Origin of the sequence: Serratia sp. L9, from assembly GCF_050632285.1 — a bacterium.
In the GTDB taxonomy this organism is placed as follows: domain Bacteria; phylum Pseudomonadota; class Gammaproteobacteria; order Enterobacterales; family Enterobacteriaceae; genus Chania.
This window is the reverse complement of record NZ_CP192591.1, coordinates 2,098,180-2,115,764: the sequence shown is the minus strand read 5'-3', so window position 1 is coordinate 2,115,764 and position 17,585 is coordinate 2,098,180. Positions and strand designations below refer to the sequence as shown.

Here is a 17,585-nt window from a genome sequence, read left to right as displayed (position 1 = left end):
GGGTATCTCTATGCCACTTTTAGCCCCTACGTTCGGTGATCGCGCTATTGAGGCAGCAACCCCAGCTTCATTGAGTAGAGTGATCCTGATGGGGCAAATCCGGTGTGGGGTTTGATCTCCAGGACATGGAGGCCCCTATAGCAATGGCACCACAGAGAGAGCCAGCACAGATCGGGTCTGCCACCAACCACTCGCGGTAGGTCTGATATAAAAAGCGTTTTCGGCACTGCCGGGTTGGCGTCGGGGTCGGTAAAAAACGACCAAAGCGAGCATCGCACCGTAGGACGGATAATGGTTAAAACCATCTTGCGACATGAGCGCTTTCACCACTATAGATTATGGGTGATAAGTGATGAAGCGCCTTATAAAACCCTCGCCCTTTTAGGGATACCGACTGCCTATTATGCTCACTTCCAAGTGTGTTGCATCGTTTTCAGGTCAGTAGCCGAAAGAAGGGCGCAGGGTTTAGCCTGACTGGCAAGCGCAGCGATTGGCCGCGGCTTGCAAGACCCGCATATTAATCAGCGACGGTAAAACCTAGCATCATCCCCGTATCCTCATGTTCCAACAGGTGACAATGGGCCATATAGGCCTGGTCCGCGCTGGCCAGGTGATCGAAGCGCACCAGCACTTCACTGCGCCACCCTTCCACCAGCACCGTATCTTTCCAGCCGGCACGATGGGCCGCCGGTGGTTTGCCATTCTCTGACAGAATACGGAATTGCGTCCCGTGGATATGGAACGGGTGCAGCATCATGTCGCCTTCACCGGAAATGGTCCACTTCTCATACTTACCCCGTTTGGCTTCAAACATCGGCTTGGACATATCATAAGCTTTGCCGTTGATGGTGTTGCTATGGCTGAAATCAAACGGCTTGTCGCCATGATCCATCCCCGCCATCTTACCGTGATCCATGCCTTGCATATTGCCATGATCCATAGCGGCCATGCCCTTGCCTGCGCTGCCGTGATCCATACTCATACCGGCCATGGCCTGATGACCATAACGATCCATCAAAGCCTGCATCCCCAGCATATCGAGTTTGGGATCCATCATCAGTTGCAACCAGCGTTCCTGCACCCCGGCCAGCGAAGGCAACGCCGGGAGCTTCACCAGGCTGTCCGGCATCGATTTCACACCCTGCGCGAGCGAAGGTTGAATATGCAGAACCGGCAGCGGCTGGTCGAACGGGGCCAACGTCATACCCATCTGTTTCACCGGCAGGGTCACGATATCGAACGGTTTACCATCAGAGGCATCCACCAGCACTTCGAAACGCTCGCCCATCAACATCGGCAATTCGGTCAGTTTCACCGGTTCACCAAGCAACCCCCGTCGCTGGCAATGACGTATAACGGCCGGTTATCACTGGTGGCAAGGTTGAGTGAACGGGCATTACAACCGTTAAGGAAACGCAGGCGTAGCCAACCACGCGGCGCAATATGTTGTGGATAAGCCGCCCCGTTGGTAAACATCCGGTCACCGAACCAGCCCACAGCGGCACTCATCACGTCCAGCTGATATTCAATCTGGCCGTCTTTACCCAGGCGTTTGTCCTGCAGGATCACCGGAATATCGTCCTTGCCCCAGGTTTTTGGCAGCGGCAGGTTACTGCTTTCGTCGTCTTCCAGCAGCACCAATCCCCCCAGCCCCATCATGACCTGCTGGCCAGTTTTGCCATGCGTATGCGGGTGGAACCAGCAGGTGGCAGCGGGCTGATCGGCGGTGAAACTGACCGTGCGGATGGTGCCCGGCTGGATCAAAGCCTGGGGGCCACCATCGACATCGCCAGGGATCTCCAGCCCGTGCCAATGCACCGTGCTGGCTTCCGGCAGTTTATTGGTGATATCTACGGTTACCGGCTTGCCGCGTTGCAGACGCACTGCCGGGCCAAGTAGCGGGCCGTTGATACCCCAGGTTTGCGTGGCCACGCCTGGTAACCAGTTCACCTCGCCGGTTTGCAGCGCCAGTGCGATCTTTCCCTGCGCGTCTGGTGCCAAAATAGGTGGAATAGGCAAGGCTGGCCGATCGGCGGCCCAGGCGGCGCGGCTCCACAATGGCAAGGCACTTGCCGCACCCAGTGCGGCGGTCAATTTAATAAAATCACGGCGTAACATCGCTGACTCCCTTTTCTCAGTGATCGATAGCTTAACACCCGAAGCCTAAACCCTCCCCTTGGAGGAAGGTCAAGCAATTACTCTTAAAAGGGTTAAGCGCGTGTAATAAAATTTGGTGCCTTTCCAGACAAGTGTGGTAACGTCAGCAAATATTGAACAGGTCTAATTTCAAGATGAAAAAAACAACGTTACTGATGCTGTTGCTGACCATGCTGGGCTTTTCACAGGCCAGTCTGGCGCTGAATGAATCTGAAGCGGAAGATCTGGCCGATCTGACCGCAGTGTTTGTCTATCTGAAAAATGAGTGCGGTTACAACGATTTGCCTAATGCGCAAATCAAACGCGCCATTGTGTATTTTGCTCAACAGAACCGCTGGGATTTGAGTAATTATAATAGCTTTAACATGAAAGCTCTGGGCGAAGACAGCTATCGCGATCTCAGCGGCATCGGCATTCCTACCCCCAATAAATGCAAATCTCTGGCACGCGATTCCTTAAGCCTGCTGGCTTACGCTAATTAATCCCCCTGCTTTTGCAGCCTCTGCCCTTGATTAACCGGCAGAGGAAGCACTCCCCTCAACGTTCCGGCCAACAACGCTGTAATTTACAGCGTGTAGAGTTTATGATGTTGCGCCCGTTTTTCATGGTTGTTATTACGGAGTCACCCGCATATGACCCAGAAAGAGACTTGGCACGAAACGCTACATGCCAGCTTCGGCCAATACTTCTCGGTAGAGAAAGTGCTTTATCGCGATAAGACCGAACATCAGGATTTGATTATCTTTGAAACCCCGTTGCTAGGCCGCGTTATGGCCCTCGACGGTGTGGTGCAAACTACCGAGCGTGATGAGTTTATCTATCACGAAATGATGACCCACGTGCCTTTGCTGGCACATGGCCGGGCCAGGAAGGTACTGATCATTGGCGGTGGCGACGGCGGTATGCTGCGTGAAGTGAGCCGTCATCAGGGCGTGGAACAGATCACCATGGTGGAGATCGACGCAGGCGTAGTGGAGTTCTGTCGCCAGTATCTGCCCAACCACAATGCCGGTTCGTATGACGATCCCCGCTTCAAACTGGTGATCGACGATGGCGTCAACTTTGTTAATCAGACCGAAGAAAAGTTCGATGTGATTATTTCTGACTGTACTGACCCCATCGGCCCCGGCGAAAGTCTGTTCACCTCTGCGTTCTACCAGGGTTGCGCGCGCTGCCTGAACGAAGAGGGTATCTTTGTGGCACAAAACGGCGTCTGCTTCCTGCAACAGGACGAAGCGGTCAACAGCCACACCAGACTGAGCCAGTACTTTAACGACGTCAGTTTCTACCAGGCCGCAATCCCGACCTATTACGGCGGCATCATGACGTTTGCCTGGGCCAGCCAGAACCCGGCGCTGCGCCAGTCAGATATGGCTACGCTGCAACAACGCTTTAATCAAAGTGGCTTACACTGCCGTTACTACAATCCGGCAATTCACGCTGGCAGCTTTGCCCTGCCGCAATATTTGCTCAATGCACTGAACGTTTGACGTTAAGTGAAAACAGACACCCTATGGATTTCATGTTGCAGTTAGGTGGCCAGCGAACCCAATCCCTGGAACTTATCAAGGTAAGTGACTGGGGTGGGCCAGCGCAGGCAACAACGCTGCGGCTTGAAAGACGACGGGTAAAGGAGGTGAACCCAATTGCAAAAGCTTAAACTGCACGGCTTCAATAACCTGACCAAGAGCCTGAGTTTTTGTATTTACGATATTTGTTACGCCAAAACCGCAGACGATCGCGACGGCTATATCGCCTACATTGACGAACAATACAATGCCAACCGCCTGACCGAGATCCTCAGTGAAACCTGCTCGATCATTGGCGCCAATATTCTTAATATCGCACGTCAGGATTACGATCCCCAAGGCGCCAGCGTCACCATTCTGGTGAGTGAAGAGCCGGTCAACCCGGAAGACGTGGATACCTCCGAACATCCTGGCCCGCTGCCTAATACGGTGGTTGCCCATCTGGATAAAAGCCACATCTGCGTTCACACCTACCCGGAAAGCCATCCGGAAGGCGGCCTGTGCACTTTTCGCGCCGATATCGAAGTGTCTACCTGTGGGGTGATTTCACCGCGCTGAAAGCGCTGAACTACCTGATCCACCAGTTGGAATCCGATATCGTCACCATGGATTATCGCGTGCGTGGCTTTACCCGCGACGTGAACGGCGTGAAGCATTACATCGATCATGAAATCAATTCGATCCAGAACTTTATGTCTGAGGATATGAAGGCGCTGTACCACATGATGGATGTGAATGTGTATCAGGAAAACATCTTCCATACCAAGATGTTGCTGAAGGATTTTGATCTGCAACACTACCTGTTCAACGCCAGGCCGCAAGAGCTGAGCGAAACAGAGCGGAAAAGGATCACCGATAAGCTGTGGAAAGAGATGCAGGAGATCTATTACGGGCGGAACATTCCGCATCTGTAGATGTGTATGCAGGGCAGCCAAGGTTGCCCTGCATGCCGCAAATCACACCAGATAGAGCTCACCTGGCAAGTCGGCCAGCTGCCGCTGCGCGGCCACGGGCAAAGCCTTATCGGTGACAATATCGGTCAGGCTACCGAGCGGGGCGACACAAAAAAGCGAGTAGGCACCGTATTTGCTGCTGTCTGCCAACAACACCCGCTGGCGAGCATTGGCCATCAGATCCTGCTTCAGACCCGCTTTCTCTTCGGTCGGGGTGGTGATGCCTTTCTCAATGCTCCATGAGTTACAGCTGACAAAAGCGATATCCGGGTTAATCCCCCGCAGAAGCCGACGCCCATGATCGCCAATACAAGACTGGCTGCTGTCATCGATCCGCCCGCCAATAATGGTCACTTCTATCTGTTTAAACTCTGATAAAAACAGCGCGATGTGCAGATCGGCGGTGATCACCCGCAATGGCAGATGGGTCAAGTGCCGCGCCAATTCCAGCATGGTAGTGCCGGCGTCCAACACCACCGCATCACCGGCTTTAACCAGGGTGACCGCATGCTGGGCGATAGCCCGCTTCTCCTGCGGATAACGCAGTTGTTTCTCATTGGTGGTGGGTTGTGCCGGGATAAAACGGTTAAGCGCCACGCCGCCATGGCTGCGGTTGATAATCCCCTGCTCATCCAGCTTGATCAGATCGCGGCGGATGGTGGCAGGTGAAGCATCAATAGCGCTGACCAACTGTTCAACCGTGACCAGATTATGGGCTTTCAGGTATTCCAGAATCTGGTCCTGGCGACTTTGTGGCTTCATGAAATCCGCTTAATCACGCCAACTGAGTGGCTAATTTAATCGAGATGGCCATGCTCTCAGACTTGGCTTTACCTGTCCAGGCAATATCAAACGCGGTGCCGTGGTCAGCGGACGTGCGGATAAACGGCAAGCCCGCCGTGATGTTAACCCCGTCATAGAAACCCAGCAGCTTCAGCGGAATATGCCCCTGATCGTGATACATGGCGACCACCATGTCGTACTGCCCCTCATAGGCCTGCAGGAATACGGTATCCGGCGGACACGGGCCCTGGACGTCGATCCCACGCTGCCTGGCTGCGGCAATCGCCGGACTGACGATGTTAATTTCTTCATCGCCAAACAGGCCATTTTCTCCCGCATGCGGGTTGACGCCAGCCACCGCAATCCTTGGTTGTTTAATGCCTACACGCTTGAGGAAGGTATCCGCCATCGCCACCACGGTTTCGATCCGCTCGGCATTCAGCGTATCAAGGAACTTGCGCAGCGCAATATGGGTAGAAACGTGGATCACTTTCAGTTTGTCGGTATAGAGCACCATCGCGTAATCACGGCTATTGGTCAGCTTCGCCAGCAGCTCCGTATGGCCTGGATACAAATGCCCGGCCAGGTGAAGCGCCTCTTTGTTCAGCGGCGCCGTGGCAATAGCCATAACCTCGCCCGCCAAAGCCAGTTCGGTGGCTCGCTTTACGCATCGGTAAGCCAGATCGCCCGCCTGTGCCTGCACTTTCCCTGGTATCAGCGCGGCGGGGTTTTCCAACGGTTCGTCAATAACATTGATGATACCGGGCGCAAAGCGAGCCTCCGAAACCTGCAGGATCGGCTTCAGTTCTACTTTGGGGACGATCCCCAATGCCTGAATACGTTGCAACGTTTGCAGACAGCCCACCACCACCGCTGGCGTACCCGCCAGTTCTCCTTCAGATAAGGCCTTGATGATAATCTCTGGCCCAATACCTGCCGGATCGCCCATGGTGACTGCAATCGTATTATTTACCACTGTACATCTCCTCAATAAAATAAAGTGCGTCGCGCAACGTAGATTCGCCACCAAATCCACCGGCTTTGGTGATCACCGGCAGATCGTCTATCTCGCTGTTGACGAAAGTGCCGCAAGGCACGCAAGGAACGACTTCACTGGTGATCCGGTAGCCCTCTGCCCCCAGCGCTCTGGCAACGGCAATGGCGATATCCCCACCGGTCAGGAACAGCCCGCCAATTTGTGCCTGATTGATCACAGCCAATGTGATCGAGCCTAAAGCCTGGCTGATTTTGTCCCCCAACTGTTGGCGTGAGAGGCTATATTTTTCACACAATATATCGATCATCTGACGGGCATCGGCATCCTTGCAGGTACGCAACACGCAATGCTGCCGGTCCCGCAGTACGCTGACAGCCTGGCGGGTAATCTCTTCTGTCGCAGTCTGGCTGCTCGGTGACAATAACCTTTCTATATCCACATCCAGAATGCTCAACGATTTTTCTTTCGCAGCAAAAACAATCTGTTGCCGGGTGGCTTCGCTCATCGAACCTGCCACCACCAGCACGGGCAACCGCTGGCGAGCTGCGAGATAGCTGCTGGCCGGAAGCGCGTTAGCCAGCCCGGCGGCTCCAACCAGTAAATAGCGGGTACTGAGTGGCAAAATTGCCTGCGCCAACAGCGCCAGATCGCCATCGGTTTGCGCGTCAACCACCACAATCGAGGGGCTCCCCTGGCTCAGGCGTTGTAATTCAGTGCTCAACTTGCCGCTGCGGACCACTTGCAGATCCAGCTCATGGATCGGGTAACCCGTTTGCAATCCAATCAAGGTCTTGATGTGAGAAGAAACGATCGGCGTCTTCGGATCGCTGGCGAATTCCGTATCGACCAGCGGCACACCGTGAACCAGGCATTGCCCGTTCAGCGTCACCCGACCTGCTGCCGGGATTGCGGCCGCAACGATAGCCAATTGCGCCCCGCTGGCCTGCATCGCCGCCTCTATTTCGGCCCCCACGTTGCCGCGAAAGGTGGAGTCGATCTTTTTATAAACCAACGGTGGGGTATCGTTTTGGCAGTAAGGTTGCAAAGCTTCGCGGACCTTGGCTTGAGCCATGGCCTCCGGCAATGCCCGGCTTTCCGTGTTGACCACCAATACATCCGTTCGGTGCGTAGAGTGAGGCAGTGCATTGAGCACCACGTCGGTACGTGCGCCCTTTTTCGCCAGTTGTACGCCGGTGTCGTTGGCACCGGTAAAGTCATCGGCGATAACGATCATTTTCATTGCTGCTCCTCCCTGGTGATGGCCTTTATCTGCTGCTGGTTGCGTTTTGCTACCCATGAAGTCAGCATCGGCGTGAGTAATGCAGTCACAATGACCGATGTCGCTACCAACGGCGTCGCTACCGCAACCACCTCCGCCAGCGCAGGATCAGCCTGCGAGATTGCCAACGGCGTGGCCACCGCGTTGCCTGCCGTGCTGGAAGCCGCCGCACCTGCAATACCGGTTCCCCCAATAAACGGTCAACCTTGATATTGAAGAAACCACCAAACAGCGTCGTCAATATGCCCAACAGAATGCCCGCCAGCCCCCTTTGAGCAGCATGGCCAAATCAATGCTGGCGCCAAGCGCAAAGGCAAAGAACGGGATCAGCAGTGGGCCACCTTTGGTAAGAAAATCGCGCATCTGTACGTCCAGATTGCCCAACAGCATGCCGATCAGCATCGGGATCAGCACGACCACAATCGACATCACAGGAATGTTGGCCATGCCAGCAGCGCCTAGTGCGATCATCGTCAGGATCGGGCCATCACTCAAAGACATCAATGGGGTGGCGCCGACTTCATTTTCACTGCCAAATTCACCGGCCAACGCAGCATATAATCCCCCATTGGTGTTACTCATTGCCGCGATGATCGCAACAGAAGAAAGCCCCCAGATGCCGTCAGCACCAAACAGTTGCTCGACCCCAAACCCCAAGGCCACCGCGACTACAAACTTGGTAAAAGTGATCCCGCCACCAATCAGCAACGATTTTGGTGCCGCCTTGATATGGATCCCTGCTCCCATACACAGCAGGAAAGCGCCAATCAACGGCGCCGCACCGTTCTTGAACAAAGCCGTGGTAAAACCACCAACCTCCAGCGCCTGCGGGGCAAAGGTGTTGAGCATTGCCCCAAGCACCAGTGGGACGACCATCATCCCCCCAGGGATTTTTTCTATTGTCGCCTTAATTTTCATCTCACCCTCATCATTTTGATTTATTTTAATCAAAATGATTATATTGAATCATAAAAAGCAAAAATCAGTGCTATGTCGCAGATCCAAAAATCAACAACATGATCATTTGATTATTTTTAATCAAGAGAGTTTTGAAGTGGAAAGGTGACCCTCAGGGGAGCCACCTTTCTGATGAAGGGGTAAATCAGTAGTTGAGCATAAAGGTGCGGTAGGCTTTCAACACCGCCAGGAAGTCTTCTACGCCACAGAAAGAGAGGCTTTCTTCGTCATAGTAATTCATCCCTTCCTCCATCTCGTCGCCCTCGAACTCCAGTTGATTGGCGCGGATCATCACCTCCTCACCATCCATCAGCAAAGTATATTCGTGGCCTTCCCACTGCCACTGGCGTTCACTGCCCCTGACCTCTGCCGCATCGGCTTCGATGCGGTCCAGCAGATTGAAATCGCCCTTAAGCTCTTCATTAATCCAATGGCCGATAACCTCATGCCCCATCGAAAATCTGACTACCACCTGACCGGTTGCGTCACGCAGAAATTCGTAATCCATAGCATGCCCTCCTGAGCTTTTTTATAAGTGTAAACCTTAATTCGCGACTATCTCAGCGAACGCTCGCAAAGTTGATCATTGAGCCAAATAAACTGCGGCGCAATATAGCCGTTCCACCCCCGGCTTGGGAAGGCTCTCTGTGCCTGCTATCGGCTGGGAATTCTTGTTATCATGGCCGTTCTTTGCCATAGCCCAACTAACAGCCCATGATCGACAGCGAAATCACCCTTAAAAAACTGGAAATCCTTCTGGCGTTTATGGAGAAGGAAAACATTGGCCGGGCCGCCGAACAGCTTGGTTTGAGCAGCGTCAGCGTGCACCGCGCACTGCATACTCTGGAAGAGGGTTTCCGTTGTCCGCTGTTTATTCATAAAGGCCGTAATCTGGTGGCGCTACCCGCAGCGCATACTCTGGCAGAGTACGCACGCGATATCCTGGACCTGACTTATAAAAGTATTGAAGAGACGCGGTTGAAGGCTGGTTTTGGCCAGCAGCGGATGCGCATTGGCACCCTGTATTCGCTGACGCTGGAAACTGTCCCACGGCTGATAATGGGATTGAAAGTACGACGCCCGGCGGTGGAGATCAGCCTGACGATGGGCTCGAATGAAGATCTGCTGGCCCAATTGGAGAACCAACTGCTGGATGCCATTCTGATCTCGGTCTCAGACAGCCAGATTGACGCCCAGCGCTTCGAGACCCTGCCGCTGTTTGAGGACGATATCTTTCTTGCCGCCCCGATTTCTTCGGCATTAAGCAGCGAAGGCACGGCAGACCTGCAAGACTTCCGCAGCCAGAAATTTGTTTCTTTGACCGAAGGGTTTGCTACCTATCACGGTTTTAGCGAAGCGTTTCAGATTGCCGGTTTCGAACCAGAGATTGTGACCAGAGTGAATGATATCTTCTCGATGCTCAGCCTGGTTCAGGCAGGCGTTGGCTATACGCTCGTGCCGGGGCGGATGAAGAAGATGTATGAGCATACCTTGCGGCTGCTGCCGCTATGCGAACAGTACCAGATGCGCCAGACCATCGCGCTGGTGTTTAACCGTAACCAGCAACAGGACCCGAACCTGTTAGCTCTGACGGCGGAAGGCCGCATGTATGCTCGCGCTTAACGCCTGAGGCTGGCCAGTTAAGCAATGAAATAACCGTTCACTCCGCGTCATCAATGTGGCGGCGCCCCTCCCTCCCCTACGGAGAGGGAACGGAATCGCGGCGATATTTGGCCACAATACCGCACACCGCATTCAGGCCTAACTGGCAGCGGGATAGCGCCTCCCCCTGTTCCATCACTTTTCTGCTCAACCCGGTCAACACTGCCCCCGGCGGCATTTCGATGGCCAAGCGGACCTCCCGCTCATAGGCCGCAACCATCGCTTCATGCCAACGCACGGTGCGCGCCATATTAAAGGCCAGATCGTCGGCAATCCGTTCCGGCTGCCATAGTACCCGCCCGGAGCTGCCGCTGAGGTAGGCAATCTGTGGCCGGTTGATCGGTACCTGTTTCATCGCCTGCGCCAGCTTCTCCGCCGGTTGCGTCAGTAGCGCGCAATGGGAAGGGACGCTTACCGCCAAACGCTGTGTTTTTGCCGCACCTGCGGCTTTTGCCAGCACCATTACCTGCGCCATTGCGGCCTCGCTACCGGCGATGGCCAATTGATCCTCGGCATTGATATTCGCCAGGTAAACCGGCAACGCTGCGCTATTCACCTGTGCGATCAGCATTTCCACCTCGCGCAACGGCAAACCGACGATCGCGGCCAGGCCATACCCCGCCGGATAGGCGTCTTCCATCAGTTGGCCACGCAGCGCTACCAACCGGACGGCATCAGGAAACGCCAGAGCTCCGGCTATTACCGCAGCAGGAAAAGCGCCGATGGATAGCCCACAGACAAAATCGGCGTCGATACCCTGCTGCTGTAATTCCCGCGCATAGGCCACACCGGCGATCAGCAGGCACAGTTGCACCGCACGGGTTTTCTGTAAGGCTTCTGCGCTGTCCAGTATCAGGACATCCTGCCCCAATACTGCGCTGGCCTCGCTTAACAGTTGCTGAGTAATCTGGCTGGCAGGCAAGTGGTGCAACATTTGCGGCACCTGCGGCCCTTGGCCGGGAAAGGTTAATAATATTTTCATCACTTCTCCTGAGGGGCAACCCAAGGGTCCATCGTCAACAGCGGGCCACCCGCGGTTTTCAGCATTGTCCGGCCATCGCGCAGCCATTCACTCAAGGCAAAACCACCCAGCGGCGTTTCTATCTGGGCATCGGCACGGCAGGGCAATGCCTGCAACCACTGCGCCAGACGCTGCAGATCGTCAATACTGGCAGGCTCAGGGCAACGGACCAGCAGATCCAGGTCACTTTCAGCATGCATCACCGGGATTTCGGTCGCCAAGGCATAACCACAGCTACCGGTAACGCCCCAGGCCCATGGCCATGGCCGCTGAACCAGCATAATCAACGCCTGCAAGGGGGTTGCGAAACAAAGGTCGAATGCAGCAGCGCCAGCGGATCGGCGATCAGGGACTCTGGCGTCACGACGCGCCGAATAGCCTCTTGATTAACCCAGGCCGCGGCACGCTGGCTGCGTTTCATGCCCCGGATCCCCACCGGGATGCGCCCGTTCTCTTGGATATCACGCCGCACCACCAGGGGTAATGTGCTGCGCCATTGCTGGGCAACCCATTCCGGTAGCGCCGGGCTGGCGCCAAGTGCGGCACGGTCGCCAATCCAAATCAGATCATGCGGGCGAATCATCGGTTTCTCCAATCAGATGCCTGCGGTCAGGGTGATAAACAACGGTAAGGTAAGGATGCACAACACGGAGCTGATCAGTAAGGTGGCTTCAGCATCCGGTGACTGCACGCCAAAACGGTTGCCAAAAACGATACCGAAGAAACCCGCCGAAAGCGCGATCATCAAAATAGCGGTGACGGCCACGCTGCCATGCAGCCCCAATGCCAGTACCAGCCCCCAGGCGATAAACGGCTGGATCAGCAACTTGGTAACGCTCGACAATATCACCGGGCCATTAATCTGCAACTGACGGGCAGACAGGATCACCCCGGTCAGGAACAGCGCGGTGGCCGTTGCTGACAGGCCCAGAGGTTTGATGGCGGCCAACACTATTGCTGGCATATGAATCCCCACGGCTGACAGCACCACGCCAAGCAACGGCCCCCAGACAATCGGTTTTTTTACCGAGCGCCACATCAGCACCGGTAACATGCCAAGGCTAGATCCCTGAACTGTACCGGCGGCGCGAGCTTTTTCACGCTCGAGGATCAACAGGCAGAACGGGGTCATCAATACGGAACCACAAGCGATGGCCACCGCAACAGACAGCGAGGTCCCCGGCGTTTCCCCCAACACGCTGCCAAGGATCGGTAAACCCAATGCAGCATAGTTGGGTAATGCAACGGTCAACGTCAGTACCGCCGCATCCTGCGGGGATTTATGGAAGATCCCGGTACAGGTGAAATAGATTGCCGCATAGGTGATCCACATTGCCAGCACCAGCACCACAATCAGTGGCGATTGCTGCACGATCCCTGCCCAGGGCGTTTGTACGGTGGCACCAAACAGGGCAGCGGGCAGAGCAAAATCCATGACGAAGATATTGAGTAAAGAGACGTTCTGGTTATCGACCATTTTTGCCTTACCGGCAAAAAAACCTAGCAGCATAATGACAAAAATCGGCGCCAGGGCATTAATAATTACGTATGTCATAAATCACCTGTTAAAAAAGAAAAATCAGTCAGATCAGGTGCGATGGGTTTTCTTGTATTTTTATGTGCAGATGAATCCCGTGCCGGGCAGCGGCCGCTGCCCGGCACGTTTATGAGTTCCTGAGTTCTGACGTAATCAACCACTGAAATGCGGTTACCACTCTGCGCGCATACGCTCACGTACCAATGAAGAGCTGCGGCGGTTATCCGCTCCCAGGCGGTTGCTTAAACCGGTTCCTTCGCGGCGGGTTTTAGCGATAGCCTCCGCGACGGTGCCGCGCACGTGGTCAAGCTCTTGTTCACTGGCCTGTAGCGGGTCATGAATATCCAGCAACTGCTCCAGCAGGCCCAGCGAGCGGTAATTGCCGATGTCATAGGCCATTGGCGCAATGGTTGCCGCCAATTTCTCCAGGGACGCCACCGAGCGCAACGTGATCCGCGCGGCAGATTCTTTGCCCATCGCATGGATAGTTACACCTGCATCATTGAAAGCAATCAATCGGTTGGCCTGGTAACCGTGCGCCAGAAACGCGCCGGACATGGCTTTACCGACGATCAACCCAATCACCGGGTGACCGGCCAAACGAGCTTTGGCATAAGTCCCTGCCGCCCCGGCCAGTGCCTGATGAATACCAAACGCCTCTTCACGGCGGCCATAGGCCTGGCTTGGTACGTCAATCACTGCCACGATGGCGCGTTTTTGCGCTTTACCTTCATCTGCGGTCACCGCTTCGCTGACCACCTGGGCCAGCGTCCAGCCTTCCAGCAGCCCCACTTCGCCGCCCGCTGCGCGCGGATAATGGTTATTGGCATCAGGCACGACCGCAATAAAACGTACCGGCTGCCCTGCAAGCTCACCGTCTGCTACCAGGATCGAGTCACACTGCCCTTTTCGCTGTTCGGCACCCGCCGCCAGCAAAGAGAACCAGTATTCTCCACGGCTTGATAATGACCTGCTCATACCCGATCCTCCGAAGCAAACAGTTGGTTAATTACCGCCGTGTCCGCCTGTTGGCGGGTGTCGAACTGCGACAGCTTCGGCAGATAATAGTGATAATTGTCGCTGCGGTGCTGCGCAGGAACGCCACATTGCAGGCAGTTTGCCATTGCATCTTTCACCGCATGTAACGTATCCGGAACTTCCACATCCACAAAACCGCTGCGGTAGCGTACATCACCGCCAGTCATACTCCAGATAAAAGGCCGATCGCGGGAGTCGTATTCCTCAATACCGGCTTCCTGTTCAATCACCTGAGGGCCATTCAGCCCCAAACGTGCTTCGCGGGTCACGATCAGGTAACTGCAAAGTGCAGCGGCGATCGACATCCCACCAAAGCAACCCACGGTACCGGCGATAATGCCCACCACCGGGGTATAACGGCGTAAATCGACAATCGCCGCATGAATATCCGCTATCGCTGCCAGTCCTAAATTGGCCTCTTGCAGGCGTACACCGCCCGTTTCCAGCAACAACACGGCCTGGGTCGCAATGCCGTTACGGTTATCCTCCGCCGCCAGCTCCAGCGCGGCGGCCATTTTGGCACCGGAGACTTCCCCCATGCTGCCGCCCTGGAACGCCCCTTCTACCGCCACGACAACCGCCGGTTTTCCGGCAATGGTGCCTTTGGCGACCACCATGCCATCATCCGCCTGGGTGACGATGCCCTGCGGTTCCAGCCAGGGCGACGTGATACGCTCGAATGGCCCCAACAGTTCGCGGAAACTGCCGCTATCGAGCAGGTTACGCGCGCGTTCACGGGCGCTGAGTTCGATAAAGCTGATGTCATCACGCATGTGCCGCCTCCTCAAATACCTGTTCGATCCGCAATCTGGCCACGCCCGGCGTAGCGCCAAAATCATTAATCTCTAATCGCCCGGCCGGTAAATCCCGCAATGCGGCCAGCCGTTCAAACAGGTGCTGCCAACGTTGCTGGCTGCCGTCCACGGAGGTTTTGATCACCACCGTCAACCTGCCGGAAGTCTCTGGCTCAAACAGAGCCTCCATGTCACCGGAGCCGACGACGCCGGTTAATGCTCGACCCGGCAACGTGACGCTGGCCGGATAACTCAAATTGATATGTTCCATAACGTCCTCTGGATTGATTATTCAGCGAGCCGTAGCCCGATCGAGGAAGAGTGCTGCAGCCAGTAAATCGGCCGCTCCGCCTGGCGAAGCGTTGCTGGCCAGTAGCCGTTGTTCCAGTGTTGCCAGTGCCGCACGCCCTGCTGGATGCTGGTATCCACCGGCATCCAGCACCTCGGCAGCGCCCAATTGCATCACCTTCAACGCTGGCAAACCGCCGCGCGACAACACGCAGGTATCGCTCAGGGTGGTCATCACCGCCATCAGCGCATCAATCTGCGCGGCTTGCTCATTGGCCCCCTGACTGCGGCTGCGCCACAGCTGCGGCAGCGCCCGTTGCATCACATGGGGAAAGCCTTGTTGGGCCTCCTCTCGCGCACCTGGAACCTGATAACGCTGGGTGGCTCGCAGGCCTTTGCTGAACAGTTTCGGGCTGGCATGATCGGGCAACTGCGCCAATTGCGCTGCCAGCTGGCAGCTCTTGCCCGGGGTGGCGTTACCCGCTTGCATTGCCACCGCCGTCACCAGCAGGCCCAATGCCCAGATCGCTCCACGGTGAGTATTAACTCCGGCAGTAGCCGCCATCATCAGGCGTTCACCTTCGCGGCCAATCCGGCCAACGTCCTGGCGTAATGCGCTGTCTGCCGGGCGTTGCCAGCCAGCAATCGCCAATGCCTGAAAGACCGGGGTCAGGCTATTGGCAGAACGCTCCATCAGCTCTAATGTCAGATCCTGATGCGCTCCGGACCCCCGAGCATCCACCAGCCCCGGTTTCGGGCTGAGGCGTGCTTCATCCAGCAACGCCTGCGTAGCCCAGTCGGCCAATTGCGCAGCGGCTACATCCGCCTCGGATACGCTAAAACAGGGGAAAGTTTCATTACCAGCTCCGGAATTTAGCTGGTGGGTTATACAGACCGCCGGACCACTCAACCAAATCGGCGACGCTGCCTGCCGCCAGTAACGAGCGGGAGGCGTCGGTGCGGCGAATGTCGAGATCTTCCGGGAATACCACCTTGCCTTCCCGACGCAGTCCGGCCACGCGTTTGGTATCTACGCCCAGCCCGATATCGGTGATACCGGCCACCGCAGCCACCATGGCCCGGCGTTCTTCCAGCGAACGAGCGCGATACAGATAAGCAATGCCCTCCTCCGTCAGAACGTGGGTCACGTCGTCGCCGTAAATCATGACCGGTGCCAGCGGCATGCCAGATTCTTGGGCTACCTCAACGGCATCAAGCTTTTCTACGAAGGTCGGCTTGGCCCCCGCCTGGAAGGTTTCAACCATCTGCACCACCAGCTTGCGCCCACGGGCCAACGGATCCGGCTCTTCGATCATGTCCAGCCAGGCAGGCGTCGCATGGCGACGGCCATGCGGGTCATGCCCCATATTCGGCGCACCGCCAAAACCAGAAAGGCGGCCACGGGTCACGGTGGAGGAATGGGCCATGCCGTCAATCTGCAAGGTCGAGCCGATAAACATATCCACCGCGTATTGACCGGCCATCTGACAAAACGCGCGGTTGGAACGCATGGAACCATCACTGCCGGTGAAGAAAACGTCCGGTCGTGCGGCAATGTAATTCTCCATCCCCAATTCCCCGCCAAAGCAGTGCACAGTTTCTACCCAGCCACTTTCAATCGCCGGGATCAGGGTGGGGTGCGGGTTCAAGGTCCAGTGCTTGCAGATTTTGCCCTTCAGGCCCAGTTGTTCACCATAGGTAGGCAGCAGCAGTTCAATGGCGGCGGTGTTAAAACCAATGCCGTGGTTAAGCGATTGCACCTGATGCCTGGCGTAAATGCCCTTAATCGCCATCATGCCCATCAGCACATGAATCGGTTTGATCAGGCGCGGATCGCGGGTAAACAGCGGTTCAATAAAGAAAGGTTTATCAGCCACTACCACGAAATCGATCCAGGAGCCGGGGATATCGACCCGTGGCAGATCGGTTTCGTCCTCCACCAGTTCGTTAACCTGAGCGATGACGATGCCGTCTTTAAACGCGGTAGCTTCTACCAGCGCCGGGGTATCTTCAGTGCTCGGGCCGGTATACAGATTGCCATGGCGATCTGCTTTGAACCCGGCCACCAGCGCCACATTTGGCACCAGATCCACATACAGGCGTGAATAAAGTTCGATATAAGTGTGGATCGCACCGATTTCGAGCTGCCCATCTTCCAGCAACTGGGAAATACGCAGGCTTTGAGTGCCAGAGAAGGCAAAATCCAGTTTGCGGGCAATGCCCTTTTCGAAGATATCCAGATGCTCGGCGCGGCCAACGCTTGGCATGATCATATGCAGATCGTGAACTTTGGCTGGGTTAACCTCGGCGAGCATACGGGAGAGAAAATCGGCCTGTTTCTGGTTGTTGCCTTCCAGAACCACCCGGTCGCCAGAGACCAGCAACTTTTCCAGCACGGCGGTCAGATCGGCGGTGGGGATCACCTTCCCTTGCAGTTGCCCTTGCACACTCGCGATGCGGCGTTGCTTTTCCTGCCGCCGGGTATCCCAAACGCGTGTGGGGCTTTGATGAAGCGACATACCTCAACCTCCTGGGTTTACTTGTTTCTTTTCAGCAGGTTTAGCTTAGGAGCCTGAGCAATGGCTATCAA

14 protein-coding genes and 4 pseudogenes are annotated in these 17,585 nt (G+C 55.7%); 4 read left to right on the top strand and 14 right to left on the bottom strand.

Going from position 1 to position 17,585, the window contains the following annotated elements:
• Positions 1 to 517: 517 nt before the first annotated feature.
• A pseudogene (gene cueO, locus ACQ86O_RS10085) lies at positions 518 to 2,118 on the bottom strand (multicopper oxidase CueO).
• 173 nt (positions 2,119 to 2,291) lie between these two features.
• On the opposite strand from cueO, the gene ACQ86O_RS10080 reads away from it, so the two are divergent.
• The 3 genes and pseudogenes from ACQ86O_RS10080 to speD all read left to right on the top strand — a co-directional run bounded on the left by ACQ86O_RS10080 (position 2,292) and on the right by speD (position 4,600).
• A complete protein-coding gene (locus ACQ86O_RS10080) occupies positions 2,292 to 2,639 on the top strand; it encodes a YacC family pilotin-like protein (RefSeq protein ID WP_431225105.1) in 348 nt (115 codons plus the stop codon).
• A 150-nt stretch (positions 2,640 to 2,789) separates the two neighbouring features.
• Complete coding sequence (gene speE, locus ACQ86O_RS10075) at positions 2,790 to 3,647, top strand: polyamine aminopropyltransferase (protein WP_431225104.1); 858 nt, start codon at positions 2,790 to 2,792, stop codon at positions 3,645 to 3,647.
• A gap of 156 nt (positions 3,648 to 3,803) precedes the next feature.
• Positions 3,804 to 4,600: pseudogene (gene speD / locus ACQ86O_RS10070) on the top strand (adenosylmethionine decarboxylase).
• 42 nt (positions 4,601 to 4,642) lie between these two features.
• Here the strand turns inward: speD and ACQ86O_RS10065 are convergent.
• The 5 genes and pseudogenes from ACQ86O_RS10065 to yacL form a co-directional block, all read right to left on the bottom strand.
• Entirely contained in the window at positions 4,643 to 5,401 is a 759-nt protein-coding gene (locus ACQ86O_RS10065; RefSeq protein ID WP_431225103.1) for a DeoR/GlpR family DNA-binding transcription regulator, read from the bottom strand.
• 13 nt (positions 5,402 to 5,414) lie between these two features.
• The gene (locus ACQ86O_RS10060) at positions 5,415 to 6,371 is read right to left on the bottom strand and encodes a D-threonate 4-phosphate dehydrogenase (RefSeq protein WP_431225694.1); all 957 of its coding nucleotides are present in this window, start codon (positions 6,369 to 6,371) and stop codon (positions 5,415 to 5,417) included.
• Positions 6,372 to 6,387: 16 nt separating this feature from the next.
• The gene (dtnK, locus tag ACQ86O_RS10055) at positions 6,388 to 7,659 is read right to left on the bottom strand and encodes a D-threonate kinase (RefSeq protein ID WP_431225102.1); all 1,272 of its coding nucleotides are present in this window, start codon (positions 7,657 to 7,659) and stop codon (positions 6,388 to 6,390) included.
• Positions 7,656 to 8,616 (bottom strand): annotated as a pseudogene (locus ACQ86O_RS10050) (2-keto-3-deoxygluconate permease). The gene dtnK and the pseudogene ACQ86O_RS10050 overlap by 4 nt, the downstream one beginning before the upstream one ends.
• A gap of 184 nt (positions 8,617 to 8,800) precedes the next feature.
• On the bottom strand, positions 8,801 to 9,163 hold the full coding sequence (gene yacL, locus ACQ86O_RS10045; RefSeq protein WP_431225101.1) for a protein YacL: 363 nt from the start codon (positions 9,161 to 9,163) through the stop codon (positions 8,801 to 8,803).
• A gap of 206 nt (positions 9,164 to 9,369) precedes the next feature.
• Between yacL and ACQ86O_RS10040 the strand changes: the two genes are divergently transcribed.
• On the top strand, positions 9,370 to 10,278 hold the full coding sequence (locus ACQ86O_RS10040) for a LysR family transcriptional regulator (protein ID WP_431225100.1): 909 nt from the start codon (positions 9,370 to 9,372) through the stop codon (positions 10,276 to 10,278).
• Positions 10,279 to 10,354: 76 nt separating this feature from the next.
• Here the strand turns inward: ACQ86O_RS10040 and mdcH are convergent, their stop codons facing one another.
• The 8 genes and pseudogenes from mdcH to mdcA all read right to left on the bottom strand — a co-directional run bounded on the left by mdcH (position 10,355) and on the right by mdcA (position 17,514).
• Entirely contained in the window at positions 10,355 to 11,299 is a 945-nt protein-coding gene (gene mdcH / locus ACQ86O_RS10035; protein ID WP_431225099.1) for a malonate decarboxylase subunit epsilon, read from the bottom strand.
• A pseudogene (locus ACQ86O_RS10030) lies at positions 11,299 to 11,921 on the bottom strand (malonate decarboxylase holo-ACP synthase). Before ACQ86O_RS10030 ends, mdcH begins: the two are co-directional and overlap by 1 nt.
• A gap of 12 nt (positions 11,922 to 11,933) precedes the next feature.
• Complete coding sequence (locus ACQ86O_RS10025; RefSeq protein WP_431225098.1) at positions 11,934 to 12,893, bottom strand: AEC family transporter; 960 nt, start codon at positions 12,891 to 12,893, stop codon at positions 11,934 to 11,936.
• Positions 12,894 to 13,046: 153 nt separating this feature from the next.
• The gene (gene mdcE, locus ACQ86O_RS10020; protein WP_431225097.1) at positions 13,047 to 13,853 is read right to left on the bottom strand and encodes a biotin-independent malonate decarboxylase subunit gamma; all 807 of its coding nucleotides are present in this window, start codon (positions 13,851 to 13,853) and stop codon (positions 13,047 to 13,049) included.
• On the bottom strand, positions 13,850 to 14,686 hold the full coding sequence (locus ACQ86O_RS10015) for a biotin-independent malonate decarboxylase subunit beta (RefSeq protein WP_431225096.1): 837 nt from the start codon (positions 14,684 to 14,686) through the stop codon (positions 13,850 to 13,852). The genes mdcE and ACQ86O_RS10015 overlap by 4 nt, the downstream gene beginning before the upstream one ends.
• Positions 14,679 to 14,978: a malonate decarboxylase subunit delta gene (locus tag ACQ86O_RS10010; RefSeq protein ID WP_431225095.1), complete on the bottom strand. Its 300-nt coding sequence runs from the start codon at positions 14,976 to 14,978 to the stop codon at positions 14,679 to 14,681. Before ACQ86O_RS10010 ends, ACQ86O_RS10015 begins: the two co-directional genes overlap by 8 nt.
• A 21-nt stretch (positions 14,979 to 14,999) precedes the next feature.
• A complete protein-coding gene (locus ACQ86O_RS10005) occupies positions 15,000 to 15,800 on the bottom strand; it encodes a triphosphoribosyl-dephospho-CoA synthase (protein ID WP_431225094.1) in 801 nt (266 codons plus the stop codon).
• 52 nt (positions 15,801 to 15,852) lie between these two features.
• A complete protein-coding gene (mdcA, locus tag ACQ86O_RS10000) occupies positions 15,853 to 17,514 on the bottom strand; it encodes a malonate decarboxylase subunit alpha (protein WP_431225093.1) in 1,662 nt (553 codons plus the stop codon).
• Positions 17,515 to 17,585: the final 71 nt, after the last annotated feature.

Coding starts and splice junctions, on each gene's coding strand:
- ACQ86O_RS10080 (WP_431225105.1), top strand. CDS start 2,292: ATGAAAAAAACAACGTTACTGATGCTGTTGCTGACCATGCTGGGCTTT.
- speE (WP_431225104.1), top strand. CDS start 2,790: ATGACCCAGAAAGAGACTTGGCACGAAACGCTACATGCCAGCTTCGGC.
- ACQ86O_RS10065 (WP_431225103.1), bottom strand. CDS start 5,401: ATGAAGCCACAAAGTCGCCAGGACCAGATTCTGGAATACCTGAAAGCC.
- ACQ86O_RS10060 (WP_431225694.1), bottom strand. CDS start 6,371: ATGGGCGATCCGGCAGGTATTGGGCCAGAGATTATCATCAAGGCCTTA.
- dtnK (WP_431225102.1), bottom strand. CDS start 7,659: ATGAAAATGATCGTTATCGCCGATGACTTTACCGGTGCCAACGACACC.
- yacL (WP_431225101.1), bottom strand. CDS start 9,163: ATGGATTACGAATTTCTGCGTGACGCAACCGGTCAGGTGGTAGTCAGA.
- ACQ86O_RS10040 (WP_431225100.1), top strand. CDS start 9,370: ATGATCGACAGCGAAATCACCCTTAAAAAACTGGAAATCCTTCTGGCG.
- mdcH (WP_431225099.1), bottom strand. CDS start 11,299: ATGAAAATATTATTAACCTTTCCCGGCCAAGGGCCGCAGGTGCCGCAA.
- ACQ86O_RS10025 (WP_431225098.1), bottom strand. CDS start 12,893: ATGACATACGTAATTATTAATGCCCTGGCGCCGATTTTTGTCATTATG.
- mdcE (WP_431225097.1), bottom strand. CDS start 13,853: ATGAGCAGGTCATTATCAAGCCGTGGAGAATACTGGTTCTCTTTGCTG.
- ACQ86O_RS10015 (WP_431225096.1), bottom strand. CDS start 14,686: ATGCGTGATGACATCAGCTTTATCGAACTCAGCGCCCGTGAACGCGCG.
- ACQ86O_RS10010 (WP_431225095.1), bottom strand. CDS start 14,978: ATGGAACATATCAATTTGAGTTATCCGGCCAGCGTCACGTTGCCGGGT.
- mdcA (WP_431225093.1), bottom strand. CDS start 17,514: ATGTCGCTTCATCAAAGCCCCACACGCGTTTGGGATACCCGGCGGCAG.